The sequence below is a fragment of the Deinococcus rhizophilus genome (assembly GCF_030271215.1).
Taxonomy (GTDB): Bacteria; Deinococcota; Deinococci; order Deinococcales; family Deinococcaceae; genus Deinococcus; species Deinococcus rhizophilus.
The window spans coordinates 20,635-40,028 of the sequence record NZ_JASNGB010000009.1; the positions used below are offsets into that span (position 1 = coordinate 20,635).

General features: G+C 58.0%; 19 protein-coding genes. All 19 read right to left on the bottom strand.

Annotated features, from left to right (window positions below; genetic code table 11):
- Positions 1-4: 4 nt before the first annotated feature.
- Positions 5-1,213 carry a DegT/DnrJ/EryC1/StrS family aminotransferase gene (locus QOL99_RS02395; RefSeq protein ID WP_285521023.1) on the bottom strand — a complete coding sequence of 403 codons (1,209 nt, stop codon included), beginning with the start codon at positions 1,211-1,213 and terminating at the stop codon, positions 5-7.
- Positions 1,214-1,306: 93 nt separating this feature from the next.
- Complete coding sequence (locus tag QOL99_RS02400; protein ID WP_285521024.1) at positions 1,307-1,912, bottom strand: acetyltransferase; 606 nt, start codon at positions 1,910-1,912, stop codon at positions 1,307-1,309.
- Complete coding sequence (locus QOL99_RS02405) at positions 1,905-2,558, bottom strand: sugar transferase (protein WP_285521025.1); 654 nt, start codon at positions 2,556-2,558, stop codon at positions 1,905-1,907. The genes QOL99_RS02400 and QOL99_RS02405 overlap by 8 nt, the downstream gene beginning before the upstream one ends.
- A complete protein-coding gene (locus QOL99_RS02410; protein ID WP_285521026.1) occupies positions 2,555-3,055 on the bottom strand; it encodes a hypothetical protein in 501 nt (166 codons plus the stop codon). Before QOL99_RS02410 ends, QOL99_RS02405 begins: the two co-directional genes overlap by 4 nt.
- Positions 3,045-4,295 (bottom strand): O-antigen ligase family protein, encoded by a 1,251-nt coding sequence (locus tag QOL99_RS02415; RefSeq protein WP_285521027.1) that lies wholly within the window; start codon positions 4,293-4,295, stop codon positions 3,045-3,047. The genes QOL99_RS02410 and QOL99_RS02415 overlap by 11 nt, the downstream gene beginning before the upstream one ends.
- Positions 4,296-4,582: 287 nt before the next feature.
- Complete coding sequence (locus QOL99_RS02420) at positions 4,583-5,845, bottom strand: glycosyltransferase family 4 protein (RefSeq protein WP_285521028.1); 1,263 nt, start codon at positions 5,843-5,845, stop codon at positions 4,583-4,585.
- Positions 5,826-6,722 (bottom strand): DapH/DapD/GlmU-related protein, encoded by an 897-nt coding sequence (locus tag QOL99_RS02425; RefSeq protein WP_285521029.1) that lies wholly within the window; start codon positions 6,720-6,722, stop codon positions 5,826-5,828. The genes QOL99_RS02420 and QOL99_RS02425 overlap by 20 nt, the downstream gene beginning before the upstream one ends.
- 1 nt (position 6,723) lies before the next feature.
- Positions 6,724-7,365 (bottom strand): PIG-L deacetylase family protein, encoded by a 642-nt coding sequence (locus QOL99_RS02430; protein WP_285521030.1) that lies wholly within the window; start codon positions 7,363-7,365, stop codon positions 6,724-6,726.
- Positions 7,365-8,453, bottom strand: a complete 1,089-nt coding sequence (locus tag QOL99_RS02435; RefSeq protein ID WP_285521031.1) for a glycosyltransferase — start codon at positions 8,451-8,453, stop codon at positions 7,365-7,367. The genes QOL99_RS02430 and QOL99_RS02435 overlap by 1 nt, the downstream gene beginning before the upstream one ends.
- Positions 8,454-8,549: 96 nt before the next feature.
- The gene (locus QOL99_RS02440) at positions 8,550-9,893 is read right to left on the bottom strand and encodes a hypothetical protein (RefSeq protein WP_285521032.1); all 1,344 of its coding nucleotides are present in this window, start codon (positions 9,891-9,893) and stop codon (positions 8,550-8,552) included.
- Positions 9,890-11,155 carry a lipopolysaccharide biosynthesis protein gene (locus QOL99_RS02445; RefSeq protein WP_285521033.1) on the bottom strand — a complete coding sequence of 422 codons (1,266 nt, stop codon included), beginning with the start codon at positions 11,153-11,155 and terminating at the stop codon, positions 9,890-9,892. Before QOL99_RS02445 ends, QOL99_RS02440 begins: the two co-directional genes overlap by 4 nt.
- A 38-nt stretch (positions 11,156-11,193) precedes the next feature.
- Complete coding sequence (locus QOL99_RS02450; RefSeq protein ID WP_285521034.1) at positions 11,194-12,306, bottom strand: DegT/DnrJ/EryC1/StrS family aminotransferase; 1,113 nt, start codon at positions 12,304-12,306, stop codon at positions 11,194-11,196.
- Positions 12,303-12,884, bottom strand: coding sequence for an acyltransferase (locus tag QOL99_RS02455; RefSeq protein WP_285521035.1), 582 nt, complete (start codon positions 12,882-12,884; stop codon positions 12,303-12,305). The genes QOL99_RS02450 and QOL99_RS02455 overlap by 4 nt, the downstream gene beginning before the upstream one ends.
- A complete protein-coding gene (locus tag QOL99_RS02460; protein ID WP_285521036.1) occupies positions 12,881-13,834 on the bottom strand; it encodes a Gfo/Idh/MocA family oxidoreductase in 954 nt (317 codons plus the stop codon). The genes QOL99_RS02455 and QOL99_RS02460 overlap by 4 nt, the downstream gene beginning before the upstream one ends.
- Positions 13,831-15,177, bottom strand: a complete 1,347-nt coding sequence (locus QOL99_RS02465; protein ID WP_285521037.1) for a nucleotide sugar dehydrogenase — start codon at positions 15,175-15,177, stop codon at positions 13,831-13,833. The genes QOL99_RS02460 and QOL99_RS02465 overlap by 4 nt, the downstream gene beginning before the upstream one ends.
- A 61-nt stretch (positions 15,178-15,238) precedes the next feature.
- The gene (locus tag QOL99_RS02470; protein ID WP_285521038.1) at positions 15,239-16,858 is read right to left on the bottom strand and encodes a polysaccharide biosynthesis tyrosine autokinase; all 1,620 of its coding nucleotides are present in this window, start codon (positions 16,856-16,858) and stop codon (positions 15,239-15,241) included.
- 430 nt (positions 16,859-17,288) lie between these two features.
- The gene (locus QOL99_RS02475) at positions 17,289-18,197 is read right to left on the bottom strand and encodes a ParB/RepB/Spo0J family partition protein (protein WP_285521039.1); all 909 of its coding nucleotides are present in this window, start codon (positions 18,195-18,197) and stop codon (positions 17,289-17,291) included.
- Positions 18,194-18,964, bottom strand: a complete 771-nt coding sequence (locus QOL99_RS02480; RefSeq protein WP_285521040.1) for a ParA family protein — start codon at positions 18,962-18,964, stop codon at positions 18,194-18,196. The genes QOL99_RS02475 and QOL99_RS02480 overlap by 4 nt, the downstream gene beginning before the upstream one ends.
- A 142-nt stretch (positions 18,965-19,106) precedes the next feature.
- A complete protein-coding gene (locus QOL99_RS02485) occupies positions 19,107-19,361 on the bottom strand; it encodes a toprim domain-containing protein (protein ID WP_285521041.1) in 255 nt (84 codons plus the stop codon).
- Positions 19,362-19,394: the final 33 nt, after the last annotated feature.

Below are 19,394 nucleotides of genomic sequence, written 5' to 3' on the forward strand. Positions count from 1 at the left end.
ATCCTTAGCTCTGGGTGGACAGCGTCAGCACGCTGTCCACCACATCGGCCATCCGGTGCATTTCTGCCGGTGAAAGCGTTGGATGCACCAAGAACATCAGGGACGTTGCGCCAAGTTCCTTCGCAACTGGAAGGCGTTCCTGGGGACCGTACCCCGCGTCCTGAAACGCTTTCTCCAGGTAGATTTCCGAGCAAGAGCCGCTGAAGCAGGGCACGCCGCGGGTGGTGATCTCGGTCATGATGCGGTCCCGGTCCCAGCCGTCAAGCAGCTGCTCCGGGCGAACATAGACGTAGTACTTGTAGTAGGCGTGGGAGATCCCTTCTTCCGGGAGGGTCAACCGCAGGGCTTGGTGATGGGCAAGGCGCTCGTTCAGGACCGAAGCGTTGGCCTGGCGGCGCATGATCCAGTCCGGCAGCTTGCGCAACTGAATCCGGCCGATCGCCGCCTGGACTTCCAGCATCCGCCAGTTGGTGCCGAAGGACTCGTGCAGCCAGCGGAAGCCCGGGGGGTGCTCCCGTTCGTACACCGCGTCGTAGCTTTTGCCATGATCTTTGAAGGCCCAGGCCTTCTTCCAGACCTCGGTGTCGTTCAGGGCGAGCAAGCCGCCCTCGCCACCCGTGGTCATGATCTTGTCCTGGCAAAATGAGAAGGCCCCAGCGTGACCGATACTCCCCACCGGACGTCCCTTGTAAAAGGCTCCGTGAGCCTGAGCGCAGTCCTCGATGACCACGAGACCGTGCTCGCGGGCCAGTTCCATGATGGGGTCCATGTCGCAGGGCCAGCCAGCGAGGTGCACCGGGATAATGGCGCGGGTCTTTGGGGTGATCAGAGAGCGGATGGTTTCGGCGGTGAGGTTGCCTGAGTCAGCGTCCACATCCGCGACCACCGGAATGCAGCCCCGCATCACCGCTGCGCTTGCGGAAGCGATGAAGGTGCGGCTGGTGGTAATGACCTCGGCTCCGTCTCCGATCCCGAAAGCGTAGAGCGCGAGCTCTAGGGCGAGCGTGCCGTTGTGCAGAGCGATGGCATGCTTCACTCCCAGGTACTCGGCGTATTCGCGCTCAAATTCACGGGCCTCGGTCCCGGTCCAGTAGTTCACCTTGCCTGACTGCAGCACCTCCGCGACAGCCTGCACCTCATCGGACTGAAAAACAGGCCACCCGGGGAAGGAAGCAACGGAGGGCACGCGATGCATAGTCAGGGCATTGGTCATGGTAACTTCCAGCGTTGAAGGGGGTAGCTCAGACTCTCGCACATGGTCCTCAGTATTTCCTAAAACAAGCTGCAGAGGCTGTGACTTTGTGCTCTACATACGGAGGAGTCTTGCTGGCACACCTACAGCCGTCGCATACGCAGGCACCTCACGGTTCACCACAGCCCCAGCCCCAATGGTTGCCCAGGCTCCAACAAATTGACGGGGGAGGATACGGGCACCCACCCCCAGGAAAGCGCCTTCTTCGAGGCTGACCTGTCCCGCAAGCGTACAGCCTGGTGCAACATGGACAAAATCACCGAGGTGGCTGTCATGATCGACGGTGGCACCCGTATTGACGATGACATGGCGGCCGACAGTGACATCCGGCTGCACGATGGCTCCGGCCATCACGACTGTGCCCTCAGCGAGGCTCACTGTGGGGGCAACCCAGGCTGTGGGGTGGACGAGCGTGGCCCACGGGACATCCGGCAACCGGGCGACTAAACTGGCTCGAACCGAATTGCTCCCCACCGCGATGATGGCCGGGATGTGCCGCACTCTGCTGACCAGTTCCACTGGTCCGCTGACTTTGTGGCCCAATACGTCTGGCGTGGGACGGTCGTCATAGATGCCGGCGATCCGGTAACCCGCGGCCTTGGCGAGAGCCACGATCACCTTGGCATGCCCGCCTGCACCGATGATCTGTACTTCAGCCATGCTCTGGTGAACGCGGTCCCGTGAATTTCGGCATGGTGGCTTCACCTTGAGCGCTAATACCGTCGCGGCGCAGCACTTTGGCTACAGTCATCCAGAGAATCCTGAGGTCGAGGGCAAGGGTCCGGTTGTCCACATACCAGACATCAAGTTCAAACTTTTCCTCCCAAGATAGGGCATTGCGGCCATTCACCTGGGCCCACCCGGTCACCCCTGGCCGGACCTCGTGCCGACGCGCTTGCTGGGGCGTGTAGAGGGGTAGATACTCCATCAGCAGTGGCCGTGGTCCGACCAAGCTCATCTCTCCTTTCAGCACATTGAGCAGTCCCGGCAGCTCGTCCAGGCTGGCGCCTCGCAGTAAGCGCCCGAATGGAGTCAGGCGCCGTACGTCGGGCAGAAGTTCGCCGTTCGCCCCACGCTTGTCCGTCATCGTGCGGAACTTGTACATGGTGAAGGGCCGACTGTACAAGCCAGGGCGCACCTGGGCAAAAAAGACAGGGCTGCCCAGGCGCAGTCGGACGAGAAGAGCCAACAGGAGCAAAAGAGGGAGTGAAACAACGAGAAGAGCTGTAGCAGTTGTCAAGTCGAATAACCTCTTGGCCTTCCGACTGCAGTTGATTGTGTTGACGAGGACACCGGCTCTTCTCACTGTTCCTCCTGGTTAGCCTGGAATTCTACCTGACTGAAGTACAAGGTCCGGCGCTGCTCGATTTCACCGGTGTAGGCATTGGAAAACACTAAACTAAGCTGTCCAATTTCAGGAATCTCGACCTCGAAATCCTGGGGAATATTGCCCACATCACCACCCAGCAGGAACTGGTTGCTCAGGTAAAGTTCCCAGCGGCTGGGGGTGTTCTCCACCGGCCTGCGGTGGCCCCTGAAACGGAGCGTCCCGGGGCGGCAAGCGTACATCTCGATACCGGCCATCCGGGCAAATCCCCAGACCTCCGGGCCGACCTTAAGGGGAGAACGCTGGCTCACCATGGCAGCAGGGATTCCGCAGCCCTGAGGTTCTGCAGAGGGCATTACCGTAATCGCCAAGGTCGAGCGTTCTGGCAAAGCGACGGCGACCCTGGCCGACACATAGAGAGCTACCAATAACAACAGGCTTCCAAGCCAAGGCCAGCTTTTGACCCTACTTGACACGCTCAACCGTCCATTCTCTTAGAAGCTGTCTCGCCCCCACGCGATTTCGTGAGGCCAGCGTCACCCGTAACCTTACGCTCTCCCCTTGATACGAGGGAAGAATCCGCGCATAGACCCAGTCTTGCAGGCGCTCCCCCTCGAAGAGCGCGCCCCCAATTCGCGTGCAGGCCGCTGCAACCGTATCCGCGCACTGCTCGACAGCCAGATAGCCCCCGGCCGCTGGGCCATCCGGAAGACGAAGGTCAGCGTAGAACGCGTAAACCTCATCCTGTTGGTAGTGAGCTGGCAGAAGGAGACGCTGAACCTGGACCGGGCCGAGTGAGGTGGGGGTGCTGAGGAGCCACACCGCGGCGGCGGAGCCTAAGGCCAGCAGCCCTCCCGTTCCTGCTCCCAGTCCTAGTACCATCGCACCCTGTTTCGTCTCCAGCTGAGCGACCCGACCCAGGCCAGCGCCACCTATCAGGTAGAACAGTTCGGCGTAACCCGGCGAAGGCACCAGCGTGACATTGTCAACGAGGCTCACCGTGAGCAGGAGCAGGAAGACGGCGCGGCCCGCATGCCAACGCGACTTCCAGACGCCGGCGAACAGAACCCCCCATAGCAGAAGCCAGCCTGCTGTACCAACCATCCCGGTCTCTGCCAGGGCATGAAGCCAGCCGCTGTGCGCGATCAGCCAGGGCTGTCCTAACTGCTCCAACCAGACTGGGCAGCCACCAACCGAGTTCAGGAGCCCTTCCAGAGCTCCTGAAGTCTGGCAGCGATCGGCGAAGGGGGTGGCTAGACTGCCGTACTGGTAAGGTCCCGTACCACCCCAGGGGAAGGCGCTGATCAGACGAGAGGCGGTTTCCCAGACGCCTTCGCGTCCACTCAACAGAGGTCCCAGACCCTGAAGCAGAGACTCACGCCAGGGTTGCCAGGCAACTGTTGCAGTTACTGCCACAGCTATCACACCCCTCAGCCACCAGACAACCGGATGACTTCGTGCGAACAGCAGGGCAACACCCAGAGCAATCCAGGCTGCATATGCCTCGCTGGCATACATAGCAAAAAGGCCGAGAGGAACTCCTCCCAGGCGCCAGAGCGACCAACGTCCCCTCTGCCACACCAGCAGGGCAATTAGCACTGCGCTCAAGACGCCTACACCGTTGGAACTGCTCCAGAAGAATTCAAGTCGTTCATCAGCGCCCTGTTTGGATCGCCAGAGCCAGAGCGCCAAACCCAAGATCAGGATGACCGACACGCCCAACGTAAACCCTTTAAGCCGGAGGTGCTCTCCCCTGCTCCAACCGTAGACCACCAGTCCGACTATCAAGAGAGAACGTACGCCGGCGAGAGTCACAGAGAGCATAGGGGCAGGAGCCAGGAGGGCGGCGATCAACTGGGAGACGACGAAAAAGGACAGTGTCCAGACAAGCCAGGAGGGCAGAGACCTCCACACCCCCCTGGTCGCTCCTAGAGAAGCAAGCGCAAGCGGGGGCAACAATGGGATGCCTCCCAGCCACCCATCCCTATGAGCAGGCTTTTCCATCAACCCCGTTGCCTGTTACCTGCCAGTACCCACAGTGTATTGCCCAATCTGTGCGCGAGTGCACGCATGTCGTGGTGCTCCTCCACATACGATCGGCCCCGATCTCCCATGGCTCGGCGCTCCGCTGCGGACATCCGGGAAAGGGTCAGTAACGCATTCGCTAACGCCTGTGGGTCTTCGGGCAAAACGGTGAGGCCTGCATCTGCGTCTGCTACAGGATTGAATGGCGAGTTCAGGGCCATAACTATTGGCTTAGCTGCAGCAAAATAGTCAAAGAGTTTATTCGGACTGATACCATCTCTATACAAATCAGTATCACGCTGGAGAAGTAAAAGCGCATCAGCATCCGCCAGCATCCCTGGTACTTGATCTTTGGGAACAGGATCATGGAAATACACATTCTTAAGATCATGATTCTGTGCCCAGGTTATCATATCGGATTTAGCAACACCTTCACCAACAAAGGTGAGGCGAATATGATGATGGCACTGCTGCTGAAGCAAACGTGCTGCTTGCAGAGCAGTATCTAGGCTATTTGGTACACCGTGCGCACCAAGATACATCACTGAAAAGACATTCAAGTTATGCTGAGGCTCGGCTGCTCTATCAGGATAATGCTTAAGGTCGACCCCGTTGGGGAGCCACAAAAATGGCACGGGGCGCCCAATAACTCGACTAGCATGGTCCCCTACTCCTTGCAATACGCCAACCACCAAGTCCGCCTGCTGGTACAAAAAGCGTTCTAGTGCAGCTAAGGTCAAGATGAATGGGTGTTTAGGAGATACACCCAGCAACTCCACCATAGATTTCGGCCAGATGTCACGAATTTCCAGCACAAAGGGTACTCCATACCGTCGAGCCAGAAGATAAGCCGCCAGCCCTGAAAAAAGATTTGGACTAGATCCAATAACTACATCCGGTGCATGGGCATCGGCAGTAGGTTGCCATCTAACAACCGCTCGTAGAAAGGCGAGCATATTCTTGATTCTTCCAACACCATTGCCTCTGTATGGAGGTGTTCGAAGCCAGACATATTTTACGTCGCGCTCTAGTATGCTTAAGCTCTTCTGCCCATTACTAAGACGCTGTTCTTTTTGTGTAAAGTAATCCAAACTACCCGCTAATATCGTGCTATCTATGCTCTGTTCTTTTAAGTGGTGCGCCAAACTGTAGTGGCGTGTTCCACCCGCCTGATCTGGAGCTAAGGCGTATTGATTCACAACCCAAATAGCTAATCGCCTGTCATTTTTCATCGCGCTCATAACGACTTCTTATAACTCTAGCAGGTGATCCAACAGCCACAGAATTCTCGCCTATCGACTTTGTAACAGTCGCGCCAATACCTATCAAAACATCATCGCCGATAGTGATCTTGTTTATTATTGCTACTTCAGGGGATATCCAAACTCTTTTTCCAATATGCACGGAGCCACTAATTTCAGCTCCAGCAATGATAAAACTGCTCTCACCCACAAAAACATTGTGAGCTATGAAAACATTATCATCAATCTTTGCATAATCCGAAATAATAGTTGAGTCAATAGTGCCACGTGCAATACTACACCCGCTTCCTATATCCACATTATTTCCAATAATCACATTGCCCAAATGAGGTACTCTAAAAGGATTGCCATCTGTGTCAATTTCATACCCAAATCCAGGGCCACCGATTGAGGTGTTGCTTCCAATATAGCAATCCTTTCCAATTATCGTATGTCTATACACCACAGTATTATGTTTCACCACTGTTCCAGAACCAATTATAACGTCATTCTCAATTACGCAATTTTCACCAATATAAACATTGCTACCGATCTTCGCACTTTCAGAAATAACTGCACTACTAGATATCCCGGGCGTATCAGCCGGGGTAAAAAACGCTTGAACCAACCTAGCATATGCTGTCCTAGGATTCGCAACTTTAATAACATTATCCAAGTCTAAATCAGATTCTATTGGTATAAGGAAAAGAGTCTCGCTGTTTTCTACAATCATTGCTTGTACATTTTCATTCAATTTAGTGACGAATGCGACTGAATTATCACTTATATTACTAAGAGACGAAACCCCTTTAATCTCAAACTCCCTAAGTCCAGTCGTCGACTCTAGAAACTCTGCTATCTGAGAATTCGTTTTCATATTACCACCTTTGCCTAATAACTTCGTAGGCTTCCGCATACTGCATCTTAGCCTGATATCCCCTGAACTTGGCTGCGGTTATCACATAATCACGATTTATGTATGTTCGATTCAGGATAACTTGGGAGCGATAAGACAAAACCATATCAATTTTCTTGTTTAGATGGTAGTCTGATATCTCAACAAACATATTTGTATTTATCTGCGTGTAATTCCAAGGCAACTCGTAACCATAGATATTAGAATCCCTAAACGCACGTATAGACTCCTGGTGAACCACGGAATGATCCTGATGAGTATCGAACGAATTAAATGTTAATACTATATCTGGCTTGAATTCTTTTCTAATCGACACCAATTTCTCTAAAATAGCCTGTCTATGGTCACTAAAATACCTAACCGGTATATTTTCTACTTCGTAGTTTTCCACGCCCAGGATGGTCATTGAAGCTTCAAATTCCCTAACTAGGGTATCTCGGGGGAAATCAATGGGCAAACTCTCTTCAGATCTAGAAAAGACGATGCACCTAATCCTATAGCCCCTCGCGGCATAAATGCTAAGCAATCCTCCGCAACCAAGCTCAATATCGTCCGTGTGAGCGCCAACAGCCAAAACACTCTGGTGCTCATGTTCTAAGCACACTATAATTCCTCCAATTCCCTATAGAACTCTATCAAAGTTTTACTTTCCGCTTCCCAGTTGAGAACCGTCCTAATTGCCTCCTGACCTCTCAATCCCATATCTCTCGCTTCATCAGGATTATCCAAGATCCAGGCCATAGCCCTAGCAATTTCAGCTGGCTTAAACGGATCAACTAAAATCCCGCACTCATAATCTTTAACTATTTCCTGCCATATGGGAAAATTTGATGCAATAAATGGTAAACCTGCAGCCATGTACTCAAACATCTTAGTCGGCAAGCCCTCTAGATGATTGGGTGCCGGGTGAACTACTACCAATCCGGCAACGCATCTCTCATAAACGTCCAAGAGGTCGTCTCTTTTGAGCCATCCAAGATTATTCACGCTGCCATGCTCCGCTACTCTGTTTTCTAAATCTTTAGATTCAAACATTCCCGCTAACAACAATTCACAGCTGTGAGTTCGTGATAAAATATCAATGGAGCTAATAATCTCATTTATGCCACGAGATGTGGTAATGCCACCAGCGTATATGAATTTTGGATTTCTCGTTGCAAGTCTCGCATCTCTAATTTCTCCTAGTTTAGGATAGTTTCTGACGATCGCAGTCTTATTAAGACCTTCAAAATTCCTATTGATAGATGGTGTGGCTGTTATAATTCCGCTGAAGTAGGGTGCAGCGCGTTTTTCAATCAAAGAAACTAACTTCGCCCCAGGCTTTCGCAGTACAATTGGTATCCAAGATTTTCTTTGCATCTGCTTAGGCAGATCTTCATGAACATCCCATATGACTTTATATCCTAATTTCCTTAGGTAGAGGCCCAAAAAGAGCAATTCGGGATCGTGAAAATGCACTACATCCGGTCCAAATCGTTTGACCAAGCGCAGAACTTCTGTTTGTAATTTTATCCTACCTAATCTAGTTTTGGCAGTCCGAAGCGGGAAATAGTCAACACTCGTGTGCAGCTTTTCACTTCTCCGGGGAGCTATTAAGCCCACATAGTGGTTCTCAGCAAGACTGATGGCTTCCTTTACATTTATCCTAATGTCATCATCTGAGTGCGCCGTGGTAAGATGTAGTACTCTCATAGTTCCTCCTCAATAGTCTTAACGATCTTTTGATTTCATTGTTACACTGCATGTTTGCAATGCTTTAACGGACTACTTTCATAGATAAAATGATTTTTATTTTTCAGTCGAACAATATAGGTATGTCAAAACTATTGCAAATATCATACCATGCGTCACGAGGGATGTAAAAAGGGCGCTGTTGGTTAAAGCAAAAGCCGGCAATGCCATTCCTACAACCACCACAACTGGACTACTTGATCGACGCGAATAGCCATCTACAAGCGATAGAATGGCGCCCAACACAATCGAAAACCCGATGATGCCCAATTCGCGAAAATTTGAATACGAGTCTGCGAACATATTGGCATTAGCACTCATACTAGGCGAGTTAAAATACTCTCGACCAATGAGATAAGCTGGGCGCAGATCATAGGGATAAGGGAAAATGTCACTCAGGAAACTGTGACCTAATTGGGCCGGCGGGTTAACTGAAAAAAAGTCCATATAATAAGTTGTCAGTAACCCTGGAGTTAAGATCAATCGGCGGACAAACAGACTGGAAGCCAGAATACCTCCGCTCCATAGATCAAAGCCAAACACTGCTATTAGGAACACGATCATTGACAGAACGAGGTTTTGACCTAGCTTCTGTATATTGATTCGATATAGTAGAGATACCCCAATCAGCAGTAACACTGAAAACAGCATGCTCTTCTGTCCAGTGGTTCCAAAGATGTAAAGCAGCGATAAACTACCCATTAGCAGAAAGGGTATAAAACGCTTTACCAAACCATAGCCTACCATAAACGCGCTAACAACTCCTAAGTAAGGCACGGCGTAAGCAAAAGCCAAGCCTGCCTCTCCAATCTCATCCTTATAATCACTGCGAATGTCGTAGACATCCAAAATATTTACTAGGTTCAGTCTAAATCCGAACTGGCTAGCCACAACTAAGAATAGGACTCCGAAAACCAACATTAATACAGCGCGGAAGACGCCTATACTAACGGATCGATCAAACCCGATAGATAATGGTCGGGCAGACACAGCCGTAATGATAGCCATACCCAACAACAACATTGCACGATTGAGAAGAACGCCGTGAAACGTTAAATTTAAAACTGTGAACATATACTGCGCGGGCACATACACTAGCACATACAGTAACAGAATGATAAAATTAGATGGTCGCCTACCATCCAGGCGCAAGAATAGTGATGGCAAGATTACAAAAAGTGCCATCACCAGCCACTGTTCCTGACTGATTGCTGGATTCAGTGTATAGCCCATGTAGGCAAAAGAAGGCGAAATCTGCAGGCTATAGATGAGATGAAACAGCCCCACATAGGTAAGGATCAGCAGAACCGTCAATAGGCGCGACAAGCTGACAGCTCCAGCCAAAGACGTCGTCTTTGCGGGCGACGGAGCGGACGGCTGTATCTCACCGGCAGGCATCATGAGGCTTCCTCCTGAGCGGAAACTGCGGGTCCCTGTGGACCTTGGCCAGGCCGTTTCAGACTGGCGTAGGCGGCAGCGATCAGAGCTGTATAACAAGCAGCACTGACCGCTGCATACAACCATACGGTCTGCGGCAGGTCCAATTCACGCTGATGGGCGACCACAAAGGCCAGCACCACGGCCAGTAGCCGCCCAGTGTCCCAGATGAGCTGCCAGTGGTTATGTCCGGTAGCATTCAGCGTCTGCGACACTGACGAAGCCGGAACCTGAATAACCGCCATCACTAGCAGGGCGTTAAGCACCGGCAGAGCGTTGAGCCACTGAGTCCCAAACAACCATGGCACCAGCCAAGGTGCAGTCAGAAGCACTAGACCGGCTCCCACCCCGCTGGCCATTAGTGCGGCCAGCAAGTACCGAGTCAGCACAGGTTGTAGCGTTCCACCTTTGGCCTGCACCTTGCCCACTTCACCTATGTAGACTTGGCTCAGCGTACGGGCGATCAAACCCACTGGTACGGCCACAAGACGATTAGCAAACACATACAACCCTGTCAGTGTAGGCGCAAAAGCCAGCCCTAGTAGGAGGATTGGAGCCTGTGCCCCCAGCGCGTTGATTCCCGCAGCAGGCATAGAAAACAGCGGAAACTGGCGGTACTCGCGAAGTAGCGCAAGCCCAGATGTAGTGACGAGTACAGCAGGTTGCGCGCCGGCTTGACGGTAGCCCCCATACAGCTGCCCCAAACCTGCCAGACGCCCCGCAGCGTCTCCTGCTGTAAAGGCCAGCGAAGACGGGTTGAGCAGTCCCAGTCCTACCTGTCCGACAGCCAGCCATAATCCCTGGGTGGTCTTGGCCTTAGCAATCTGCCCAAACTCGTCACGGCGAATGCTTAGGGCCGTCAGGGACTGAAAGGCCCCGATCAGCCACACCGACACGCCTACCACGGCAGCCAATCCCCAGGGGTGAGTTGACGACGCGAACCAACCCAAGTGCAACGCCAGTGCTGTGGAGAGCGCGGCGATTACTGCTACCCCCATGCTGGACTGCATGCTCAGGCGGGTTAGCCCTACCGCATCGGTGTCAGAGCGGGCAATCGGCACTGCCGCTTCCAGGCGCAGGGTTGCCAACACCGAAAAAATACCCGACAGAGCCATATACAACCCAAAATCATTGAAGGCCTCGGGCGAGTACAGCCGGGTCAACAACGGTGTGACTGCGAATACAACCAGTTGACCGGCCAGTGTGCCACCCATCAGGGTTCTCACTCGTCGGGCCATCGGGCTGGAGAAGGCCCGCTGCCAGGTCATATGTCGAAAAATGTCCTCACGGCGCGGATCACTTCAGACTGATCAGACTCGCTCAGTTTGTGACCCATCGGCAGGCTAAGAACCTCCTGGGCGGCCTGTTCGCTGTGAGGATAACTCGGGTACTGCCCTTTGTAGATGGGAAGCTGATCCTGGGGGATGGGATAATAAACCATGGTCCCGATGCCTTGCTCGGCTAGGGCCTGCTGCAATTCGTCGCGGCGACCATTCAGCACGCGTACCGTGTATTGGTGAAAGGAGTGGCCCTCTACAGCTTCCGGTGTGACCAAACCGGGAAAGTCAGCAAAGCCTTCATTGTAGCGCTTAGCCACGGCACAGCGGTGCTCATTGGAGCGCTCCATATGTGGCAGCTTGACACGCAAAATAGCAGCCTGCAGAGTGTCTAGGCGGCTGTTATAACCCACCGTCTCGTTGTGGTACTTCTTACGGCTCCCATGAACCCGCAGCATCCGCGCCGTGTCGGCCAGGGTATCGTCATCGGTGGCAATCAAGCCGCCATCGCCATAAGCGCCCAGATTCTTGCTGGGAAAAAATGAATAGGCCCCCAGGTGCCCGATGGTCCCGGTCTGCCGCCCGTTCCAGCGAGCGCCAAAGCTCTGGGCACAGTCCTCGACGACTTTCAGACCCCGCTCTTGTGCAAGTAGCATCACTCGGTCCATATCCACCGGGCGCCCATACAGGTGCACCGGCATAATGGCTTTGGTGCGCTCGGTAATGGCGGCCTCGATTCCGTTCACGTCCATATTCAAGGTGTCAAGCTCGATATCCACGAACACTGGCCGCGCTCCCACCATGCTGATGCTCTCGGCCGTGGCAAAGAACGTGAACGGTGTGGTGATGACCTCATCCCCTGGCCCAATACCCAAGGCACGCAGCGCAATGACCAGGGCATCGGTGCCACTGTTCACCCCAATGGCATGCTTCACGCCCAGGTAAGCGGCGACCTCCTGCTCGAACAGGTGAACGTCCTCGCCCATGATGAAGTCGGTGCGGTCGAGCACGCGCCCGATGGCGGCCATGATCTCGCCGCGCAGCTCGTCCACTTCAGGCTTGAGATCGAGAATGGGAATGAACGGTTTGGTCGCGGTCATTTGAGTCTCCTGATCTCGGTGTCGCTGACTTTTTGATAAATGTGCCCAGACGAATCGGTGACCGTATCGCTGTCGGTGAACTCCAGTCGGTCCCCGCTCGCACTCATGTACCCCACTGGACGCGCCGGGACCCCGGCCACGATGGTGTAGGCAGGAACATCCCGGGTGACCACCGCGCCCGCCGCGACAAAGGCCCCCTCATGGAGGGTTACGCCCGTAACGATGGTGGCATTGGCCCCGATGCTGGCCCCTCTTTTGACCCGAGTCGGCGTGTAGTCGGCGCTGGTGTTCCGGGGAAACTCGCTGCGAGGTGTTCGGACATTGGTGAACACCATGCTCGGGCCACAGAAGACGTAATCCTCGAGGATCACGCCCTCGTAGACACTGACGTTGTTCTGAATCTTGACACCGTTGCCGATCTGTACATTCGGTGCTACGAAAACGTTCTGCCCGAGAGAGCAGCCCTCGCCAATAGTGGCCCCGGTGCTGACGTGGCTGTAATGCCAGACTTTCGTGCGTGCACCGATGACTGCCCCCTCATCGATGGTCGCGGTGGGATGGGCGAAGTAGTCACTCATGCGTGGGTCAGCAGGGGGTGAGCAGTGGTCAACGTGGGCGTGACCAACGGCAGGGTGCGGATCCGCGACACGGTCTCGATGGCCCCGCGGGTGTCTTCCAGGCTGAAGCCCTGGCCCGCCAGCGTCCGGCGGTAGACGTCAGTGTGCAGGTCGGTGAACCCTTCGCTGAATTCGATTTCCTGGCCATCCATCGTGATGGATCGGTAGGTGCGCTGCCCCTTGGCCCTCAAGCCTTCCGGCACGAGGGTCTCGTCGATCGCCAGCATCCAGCGGACCCGGGCGCGCTCGAGCTCCAGGTAGCCGCTGGCGAGGGTGTCGGTCCGCTGGTGCACCTCGACGTGATGCAGGTCACCGAACAACCAGGTCAGCATGTCGAAGAAGTGAACCCCGATGTTCGTGGCCAGGCCACCGCTCTCCTCGACGCGGCCCTTCCACGACCGAAGGTACCAGGTGCCGCGGCTCGTCACGTAACTGAGGTCGACTTCCTTCTGCCCGGTCGCCCCTTCCGCCTCAAGCTGGGCCTTGAGCTTGACCAGTGCAGCGTGGGTGCGCAGCTGCAGGATCGTCCACACACGCTGTCCCGTCTCCGCCTCGATCTCCTGCAGCGCGTCGAGGTCACCGGGATTGAGAACGATCGGCTTCTCGCACAGGGCGTCCGCTCCCGCGCGCAGGGCCATGCGGATGTGCGGGTCGTGCAGGTGGTTGGGGCTGCAGATGCTGAGGTAATCCAGGCCCTGGCCCCGCCGGCGGGCGTCGTACAGGTACCCCTCGAACTTCTCCGGCTGGGTGAAGAACTCGCAGGCCGGAAAGTAGCTGTCCATGATGCCCACCGAGTCGAAGGGGTCCAGGGCGGCCACCAGCACGTTGCCCGTCTCTTTGATGGCCTTCATGTGGCGCGGAGCGATATACCCGCTGGCTCCCGTCAGGCCGAAGCGCTTGGGGTCGCTCACAGCATCACCACCTTGTCCGCCTTCTCCTCCGCGGACAGATTCCTGGTCGCGTTGCGCGTGTCCAGGACCCGCTTCGCCAGCCCCACCACGTGGCCGTAGTCCACGGCGCTGTGCATCGTCGTGATGATCACCAGATCCGCCTCCCGGACCACGTCGTCCGTCAGGTCGATGCCGTGAAGGTCCAGGCCATGCTCCCGCACATGCGGGGTCCAGGAGTCGTGAAACTGCACGTCCGCCCCCGCCTTCTGCAGCAGGTCGTACACCACGATGGCGGGCGACTCGCGGTAATCGTCCAGGTCGCCCTTGTAGGCCATCCCCAGCAGCAGCACCCGGCTGCCGTTCAGGGCCTTGCGGTCCTCGTTGAGGACGCGCGCCGCCTTGTCGACGACGAACTCCGGCATCCGCCGGTTGACCTCTCCCGCCAGGGCGATAAAGCGGGTCTGGAAGTTGAACTCACGGGCCTTCCACTCCAGGTAGTGGGGGTCGAGGGGAATGCAGTGGCCCCCCACGCCGGGGCCCGGATAGAAGGGCATGATCCCGAAGGGCTTGGTAAAGGCGGCGTCCAGCACTTCCCAGACGTTCAGGCCCATCCGGTCGCACAGCAGGGCGATCTCGTTGGCGAGGGCGATGTTCACCGCGCGGAAGGTGTTCTCGTACACCTTGACCAGCTCCGCGGCCTTGGCGCTGCTGACCGGCACGATGTGCTGGATGGCCTGCTGGTAAAAGGTCACGGCCACGTCCAGGCTCGCCGGATCGTTGCCGCCCACCACCTTGTTGGTGTTCTTGGTGCTGTAGCGCTTGTTGCCCGGATCGACCCGCTCCGGGGAGTGGGCCAGGTAAAAGTCCTGTCCGGCACGCAGGCCGCCCTGCTCCAGGATCGGACGCATGATGTCCTCGGTGGTCCCAGGGTAGGTGGTGCTCTCCAGGCTAATCAATTGCCCAGGCCGCAGGTGCCGGGCGATGTCCTGGGTTACCCCTTTGACATAGCTCAGGTCCGGCGTCAGGTTCTGGTCGAGGGGGGTCGGGACACAGATGACGATGACATCCATCTGCGCCAGGAGCGAGCTGTCGGTCGTCGCTTGAATCAGGCCCTGGGCGACCAGGTCACGCAACTCCTCGTCCTTGACGTCGCCGATGTAATTCTCGCCGCGGTTGACCTGCCCGACCCGGCCCTCGCTGCGGTCAAAGCCCATGACCTGGAAGCCAACCTTGGCCTTCTCCACGGCGAAAGGAAGCCCGACATAGCCCAGGCCGACGACACCGATCCGGGCCTCCCGGGAGAGCACCCGTTGCTTCAGCGCCTCCGCAGTCCCTGAAACCCTTACTTCCTGAATGTCCGTCATACTGCCGCTGAACGTACCATTTCCAGGTGCGCGGTTTCGGGAAATTGTTGGCTTTGGGCTCTCAGCCCTGCTGGGCGTAACTGTAGGAATAGTACGACTGTTCGCTGCGGCTGACCTTGTTCAGCACGACGCCCAGCAATCGCGTCTGGGTACTGGACGCGTTCTGCACGACCCGCTGCACTTCAGGTACGGACGTCGCGCCCCCCTCAACGACCAGCACCAACCCATCGGTGTGCCGGGCGATGACGAAGGCGTCCGCGACCGACAGGACCGGGGGGGTGTCGATGACCACCACGTCATACGCCTGCGCCCAGCGCCGCAGCAAGGCTGGGAATTCCGGGTGACTCAACAGGCTGGTCACCTGACGTCCGATTTCGCCCGCCGGCAGGAGATGCACACCGCGCCCCACGTCCAGGGCACTGGCCTGGTTGGGCCGGGTGAGCGCCTGAGCGACTGTGGTCTGCTGGGGTTCAGTGGCTCCGGGTAGCGCCACCCAGGGGCGGCCAGAGAAGGACCAGAACTCCTGCTGAACGGGCCGGTGCAGGTCGAGGTCAATGACCAGCACCCGCTTGTCGGCCAGGGCGAAGGACGTGGCGATGGTCGCCGTGACGGTGCTCTTGCCCTCGCCGGGGCGGGCACTCGTCACGGCGACCAGTGCGCCTGTCTCCGGCAGAAGGGGCATCAGGTTGACGCGGACAAAGCCGGCCGCCTCGTAGAGTCCGCCCCGGGTGGCCGCTTCTACCGTCTGGTTGCGCTGCGCTCGGGGAACCTTGGGCATCTCGCCGAGGGTGGGAAGCCCCAGATTGATGATGTCCGTCACTCCCCGCACGCGTCGGCGCAGGGCGTCGAGCAACAGGGCCAGCCCAATGCCCGCGAAGAGGGTCAACAGCGCCGCGAGGGCCGCGTTCCGGGCAGGCCGGGGCGCGATGGGGGCTTGCGGCGTATTGGCTTCGACCAGCAGGGAGAGGCTCCCCACCGCACCTTCTTCCAGCACCGTGGCCTGTGAGAGGTCCAGCAGCAGTTGCCCGCGGGCCGCGACGATGCTCTCACGTTCGGGGCTGCCCGGCGGGAGGCCCTGGAGGCGCTGCCCAAGGCTGGCCAGCTGCCGCTGCAGGTTCTGCCGGGCGCGGGAGACGCCTTCCCGGGCCCGGTTGAGGTCCCAGGTCAGCAGGGCCTGGGAGGCCGCCGTGGCCAGTTGCCGAGCCGCTTCTGGTGAAGGCCCCGTGGCGCGAAGCTCATAGACCCCGCGTTGCTGAGTGTCGAGGCGCGCCCGAACGCTCAGTCCCTCGACACGCCCACCCCGGAGGGCCTCCTCGAGGTCATCCAGCAAGGCCGTCTTCTGTGCCGCGGGTAACGAAGCATCTTCGACCACGTCGCTCATCTGCTCGACGAGCTGCCGGCTGTGGATGACCTGCTCCACGGCACCCTGGGGAAGCTGCGGCGCCGACACCGACGCCCCACTCAGCGGCGTGCTCCCCGCCATCGGCTGTGTCGAGAGAATGCTGGTCACCGATTCATAGGTCGGGGCCTGTTGACGGAAAACCAGATACGTCAGGCCGCCCACCACCAACGGGGCCGCCAGCAACGGCAGGGCCCGGCGGCGCAAGACCGTGAAGACCTGCTTGAGGTCGATCTCGTCGGAAGAAGCTGAGGGGTTCGGGCCTGAGGGAGTCTGGGTCACAAACGGAGTCCTTTGAGCGTCACTATAGGCGAGGGCCCGGATCGTCCGCCTCCACCTGCCGGCGAAGGCCCAGGGCGCGGGCTGAATCCTCCTGCTCCGGACAGACGCGGCATCGCCGGGGCGTCACCAGGGTGCCCGCCCAGCAGAGCAGTCTCCCGCGGTCAATCCAGGCAGTGTAGACCACGCTTCCCTGGAGGGGTTGTGATCTACCCCATCCCCAAAGACAGGAGCTTCTCTGGCGACGCCCGAGCCAGGAGCTCTCCGTGAGTGCCCGCTGGGACGACCCGTTCCAGGACGTGCTAAGCGGCGCGCTTGGTCGGCCGTCACCTTACGACCACAGGATATGCAGGCGCATACTGGCTGAGAGCACCACTCGGCTTTCTCGGCGTGTTCGCAAGCAGCGCAGCAGGTCAGACAACAGTCCCAGGACTCAGGTGGAGTGGTCTCCCCCATCCTCACGCAGCCAGGCGGGCATCCGGTCCATCCACTTCTTCAACTCCGCTTCCTGACTTTTGTTGAGATCCCTCAGGAGGCCCGGCTGCTTGAGGCGGCGGCGCACCTCGTCGAGCCGGCGCTCCACCGCCGAGGACGCGACCAGGGTTGGCTGGAGTGAAGCCACCTCTTCACGCAACTCCCGTGCGGACGCCCCATTCAGGGCCTGTTCGATCAATCGGGTCCGGTGGTCGGGCTGCGCCGCCGCGATGATGCCACCGAGGGTATAAGGCAGGCCCTGGGTCCGCATCGCCTCCAGCACTTCCCCGGGCCACTGCAGCATCCGCAAGCGGTTCTTGGCAAAGCTCTGCCAGGTCTGCCCGCCCACCAGGCCAAAGACCTCCTCGAGGACGCTGACCCGCTCCGGTTCCGGATTGCGGAGGTTCACCATCAGGATCTGCCGGGCCTGCTGGAGCGTCACCTCCAGCCGGAGGGCCACCAGGCGGAGCAGCGCCTCGGTCTCGTCGATGGCCGAGAGGCCCTCACGCTGCAAGTTCTCGACGAGGCCGACCTCGAGCATCTGCGGGTCACTGAGCGGCTGAACGAGGACGGGGACCTCGGTGAGGCCCGCCGCCAGCGCCGCCCGGTAGCGCCGCTCGCCCGCGGCGATCTCATAGCCCTGACCGGAAGGCGCCGGGCGGACCAGCAACGGCTGCAACACGCCCTGTTCACGGACGCTGTGGGTGAGCTGCTGCAGCTCGGCCTCGGCAAAAAAGCGCCGGGGCTGGCCCCCATAGGGCCGCAGTTGCTTCAGGGGGAGGCGGCGCACCTCCGGGTCGGCCTGGGTTAGGGCCTGCGCGCCTCCCAGGAGCCCCCCCAGATCCCGTTGGGGGCGCTTGCGGGTCATGCCACCCCTCCCCGGACGGGCAGACCCACGGCCCGGGCGACGTCCTCGGCGAGACGCTGCACGTCACCGTGGACCGGCGACCCAGGCGCATAGACGCCGACCGGCTGCCCGGCGGTCGTGCTGTCGAGCCAGACGGCCTCCCGCTGGGGGACGGCGCGGGCCAGAGGGCTGAGGTTCTCCTGCAACGCGGCCAGCACCTCACGGTCATGCAGCCGCCGCGCGTCGTAGAGGGTCGGCACATACAGGGCCACGGTCAGGTCTGGGCGGGCGTCGCGGTACTCCTGGAAGGCTTCGGTGAGGCCCGGCAGGGCGTCAAGCCCTTTCTGGCGGGTCGGGACCGGCACCACCATATGGTCGGCCGCGATGGCTCCCAGGATGGAGAGTTGGCCGAGGCTGGGCGGACTGTCGATCAGGACGAGGTCGTAGTCGGACTCGGCGCTCTGCAGGGCCCGGCGCAACCGGGTGTGGGCGGCGACGCGCCCCATCATCTGGTTTTCCGCCAGAGCGAGGCTGACGTGCGCCGGGATCAGGGACAGCCCGTGGGCCCGCCGGGGCACAGGAAGGGCTTGTCCGTCCACGGCGACGCTGTAGACGGTGTCTTCTCTGCGGACCTCACTTACCCCCAGCCATCCGGTCAGGTTGGCCTGGGGATCGAGGTCAATCAGCAGGACGCGGTGGCCCTGCTGGCTCAGCTCGTACCCCACCTCACGGGTGACACTGGTCTTTCCCGCCCCCCCCGCGTGGTTGAAGACAGTCAGCACTTTCATGGCTGTCAGGATAGCTGGCGAGGGCGTTCTTTCCGGAAAGAACTTCGCAGGCGCACCCCAGCGGGGTGCAGAAACCCTATGTGCGCGACAGAAGTTGAGGGGCCGAAAGGGTCGTCAGCCCGTCCCGATCTTCCCTCTTCCATCAGAGCAAACGTCGGCTGACACGATGCAAACCGACCTCGAGCCAGGCTCTGACGAGGTCCCTGCCGCCTTCGAGCAGCAGGTCATTGACGTCCTTGGTTGGGTCCGGCGTGGCCAGCACTGTGACGGTCCGGGCAAATGCTTCGAGCATCGCCCGAATGGGACCCTGAGCCCGCCTTCCCGCCGCGTCGTTGTCGGTGATCAGCAGGATGTCGCGGCCCGCAAGCTGCTCGGCGTTGTGTTCGTTAACTGACATCTTTCAGTTTTAGAAAAGCACGTCCAGCACGGC

Bases quoted from the DNA above. Each gene is read 5' to 3' on its own strand.
- QOL99_RS02395 (WP_285521023.1), bottom strand. From the start codon at position 1,213: ATGACCAATGCCCTGACTATGCATCGCGTGCCCTCCGTTGCTTCCTTC.
- QOL99_RS02400 (WP_285521024.1), bottom strand. From the start codon at position 1,912: ATGGCTGAAGTACAGATCATCGGTGCAGGCGGGCATGCCAAGGTGATC.
- QOL99_RS02420 (WP_285521028.1), bottom strand. From the start codon at position 5,845: ATGAGCGCGATGAAAAATGACAGGCGATTAGCTATTTGGGTTGTGAAT.
- QOL99_RS02425 (WP_285521029.1), bottom strand. From the start codon at position 6,722: ATGAAAACGAATTCTCAGATAGCAGAGTTTCTAGAGTCGACGACTGGA.
- QOL99_RS02435 (WP_285521031.1), bottom strand. From the start codon at position 8,453: ATGAGAGTACTACATCTTACCACGGCGCACTCAGATGATGACATTAGG.
- QOL99_RS02440 (WP_285521032.1), bottom strand. From the start codon at position 9,893: ATGATGCCTGCCGGTGAGATACAGCCGTCCGCTCCGTCGCCCGCAAAG.
- QOL99_RS02450 (WP_285521034.1), bottom strand. From the start codon at position 12,306: ATGACCGCGACCAAACCGTTCATTCCCATTCTCGATCTCAAGCCTGAA.
- QOL99_RS02455 (WP_285521035.1), bottom strand. From the start codon at position 12,884: ATGAGTGACTACTTCGCCCATCCCACCGCGACCATCGATGAGGGGGCA.
- QOL99_RS02465 (WP_285521037.1), bottom strand. From the start codon at position 15,177: ATGACGGACATTCAGGAAGTAAGGGTTTCAGGGACTGCGGAGGCGCTG.
- QOL99_RS02475 (WP_285521039.1), bottom strand. From the start codon at position 18,197: ATGACCCGCAAGCGCCCCCAACGGGATCTGGGGGGGCTCCTGGGAGGC.
- QOL99_RS02480 (WP_285521040.1), bottom strand. From the start codon at position 18,964: ATGAAAGTGCTGACTGTCTTCAACCACGCGGGGGGGGCGGGAAAGACC.
- QOL99_RS02485 (WP_285521041.1), bottom strand. From the start codon at position 19,361: ATGTCAGTTAACGAACACAACGCCGAGCAGCTTGCGGGCCGCGACATC.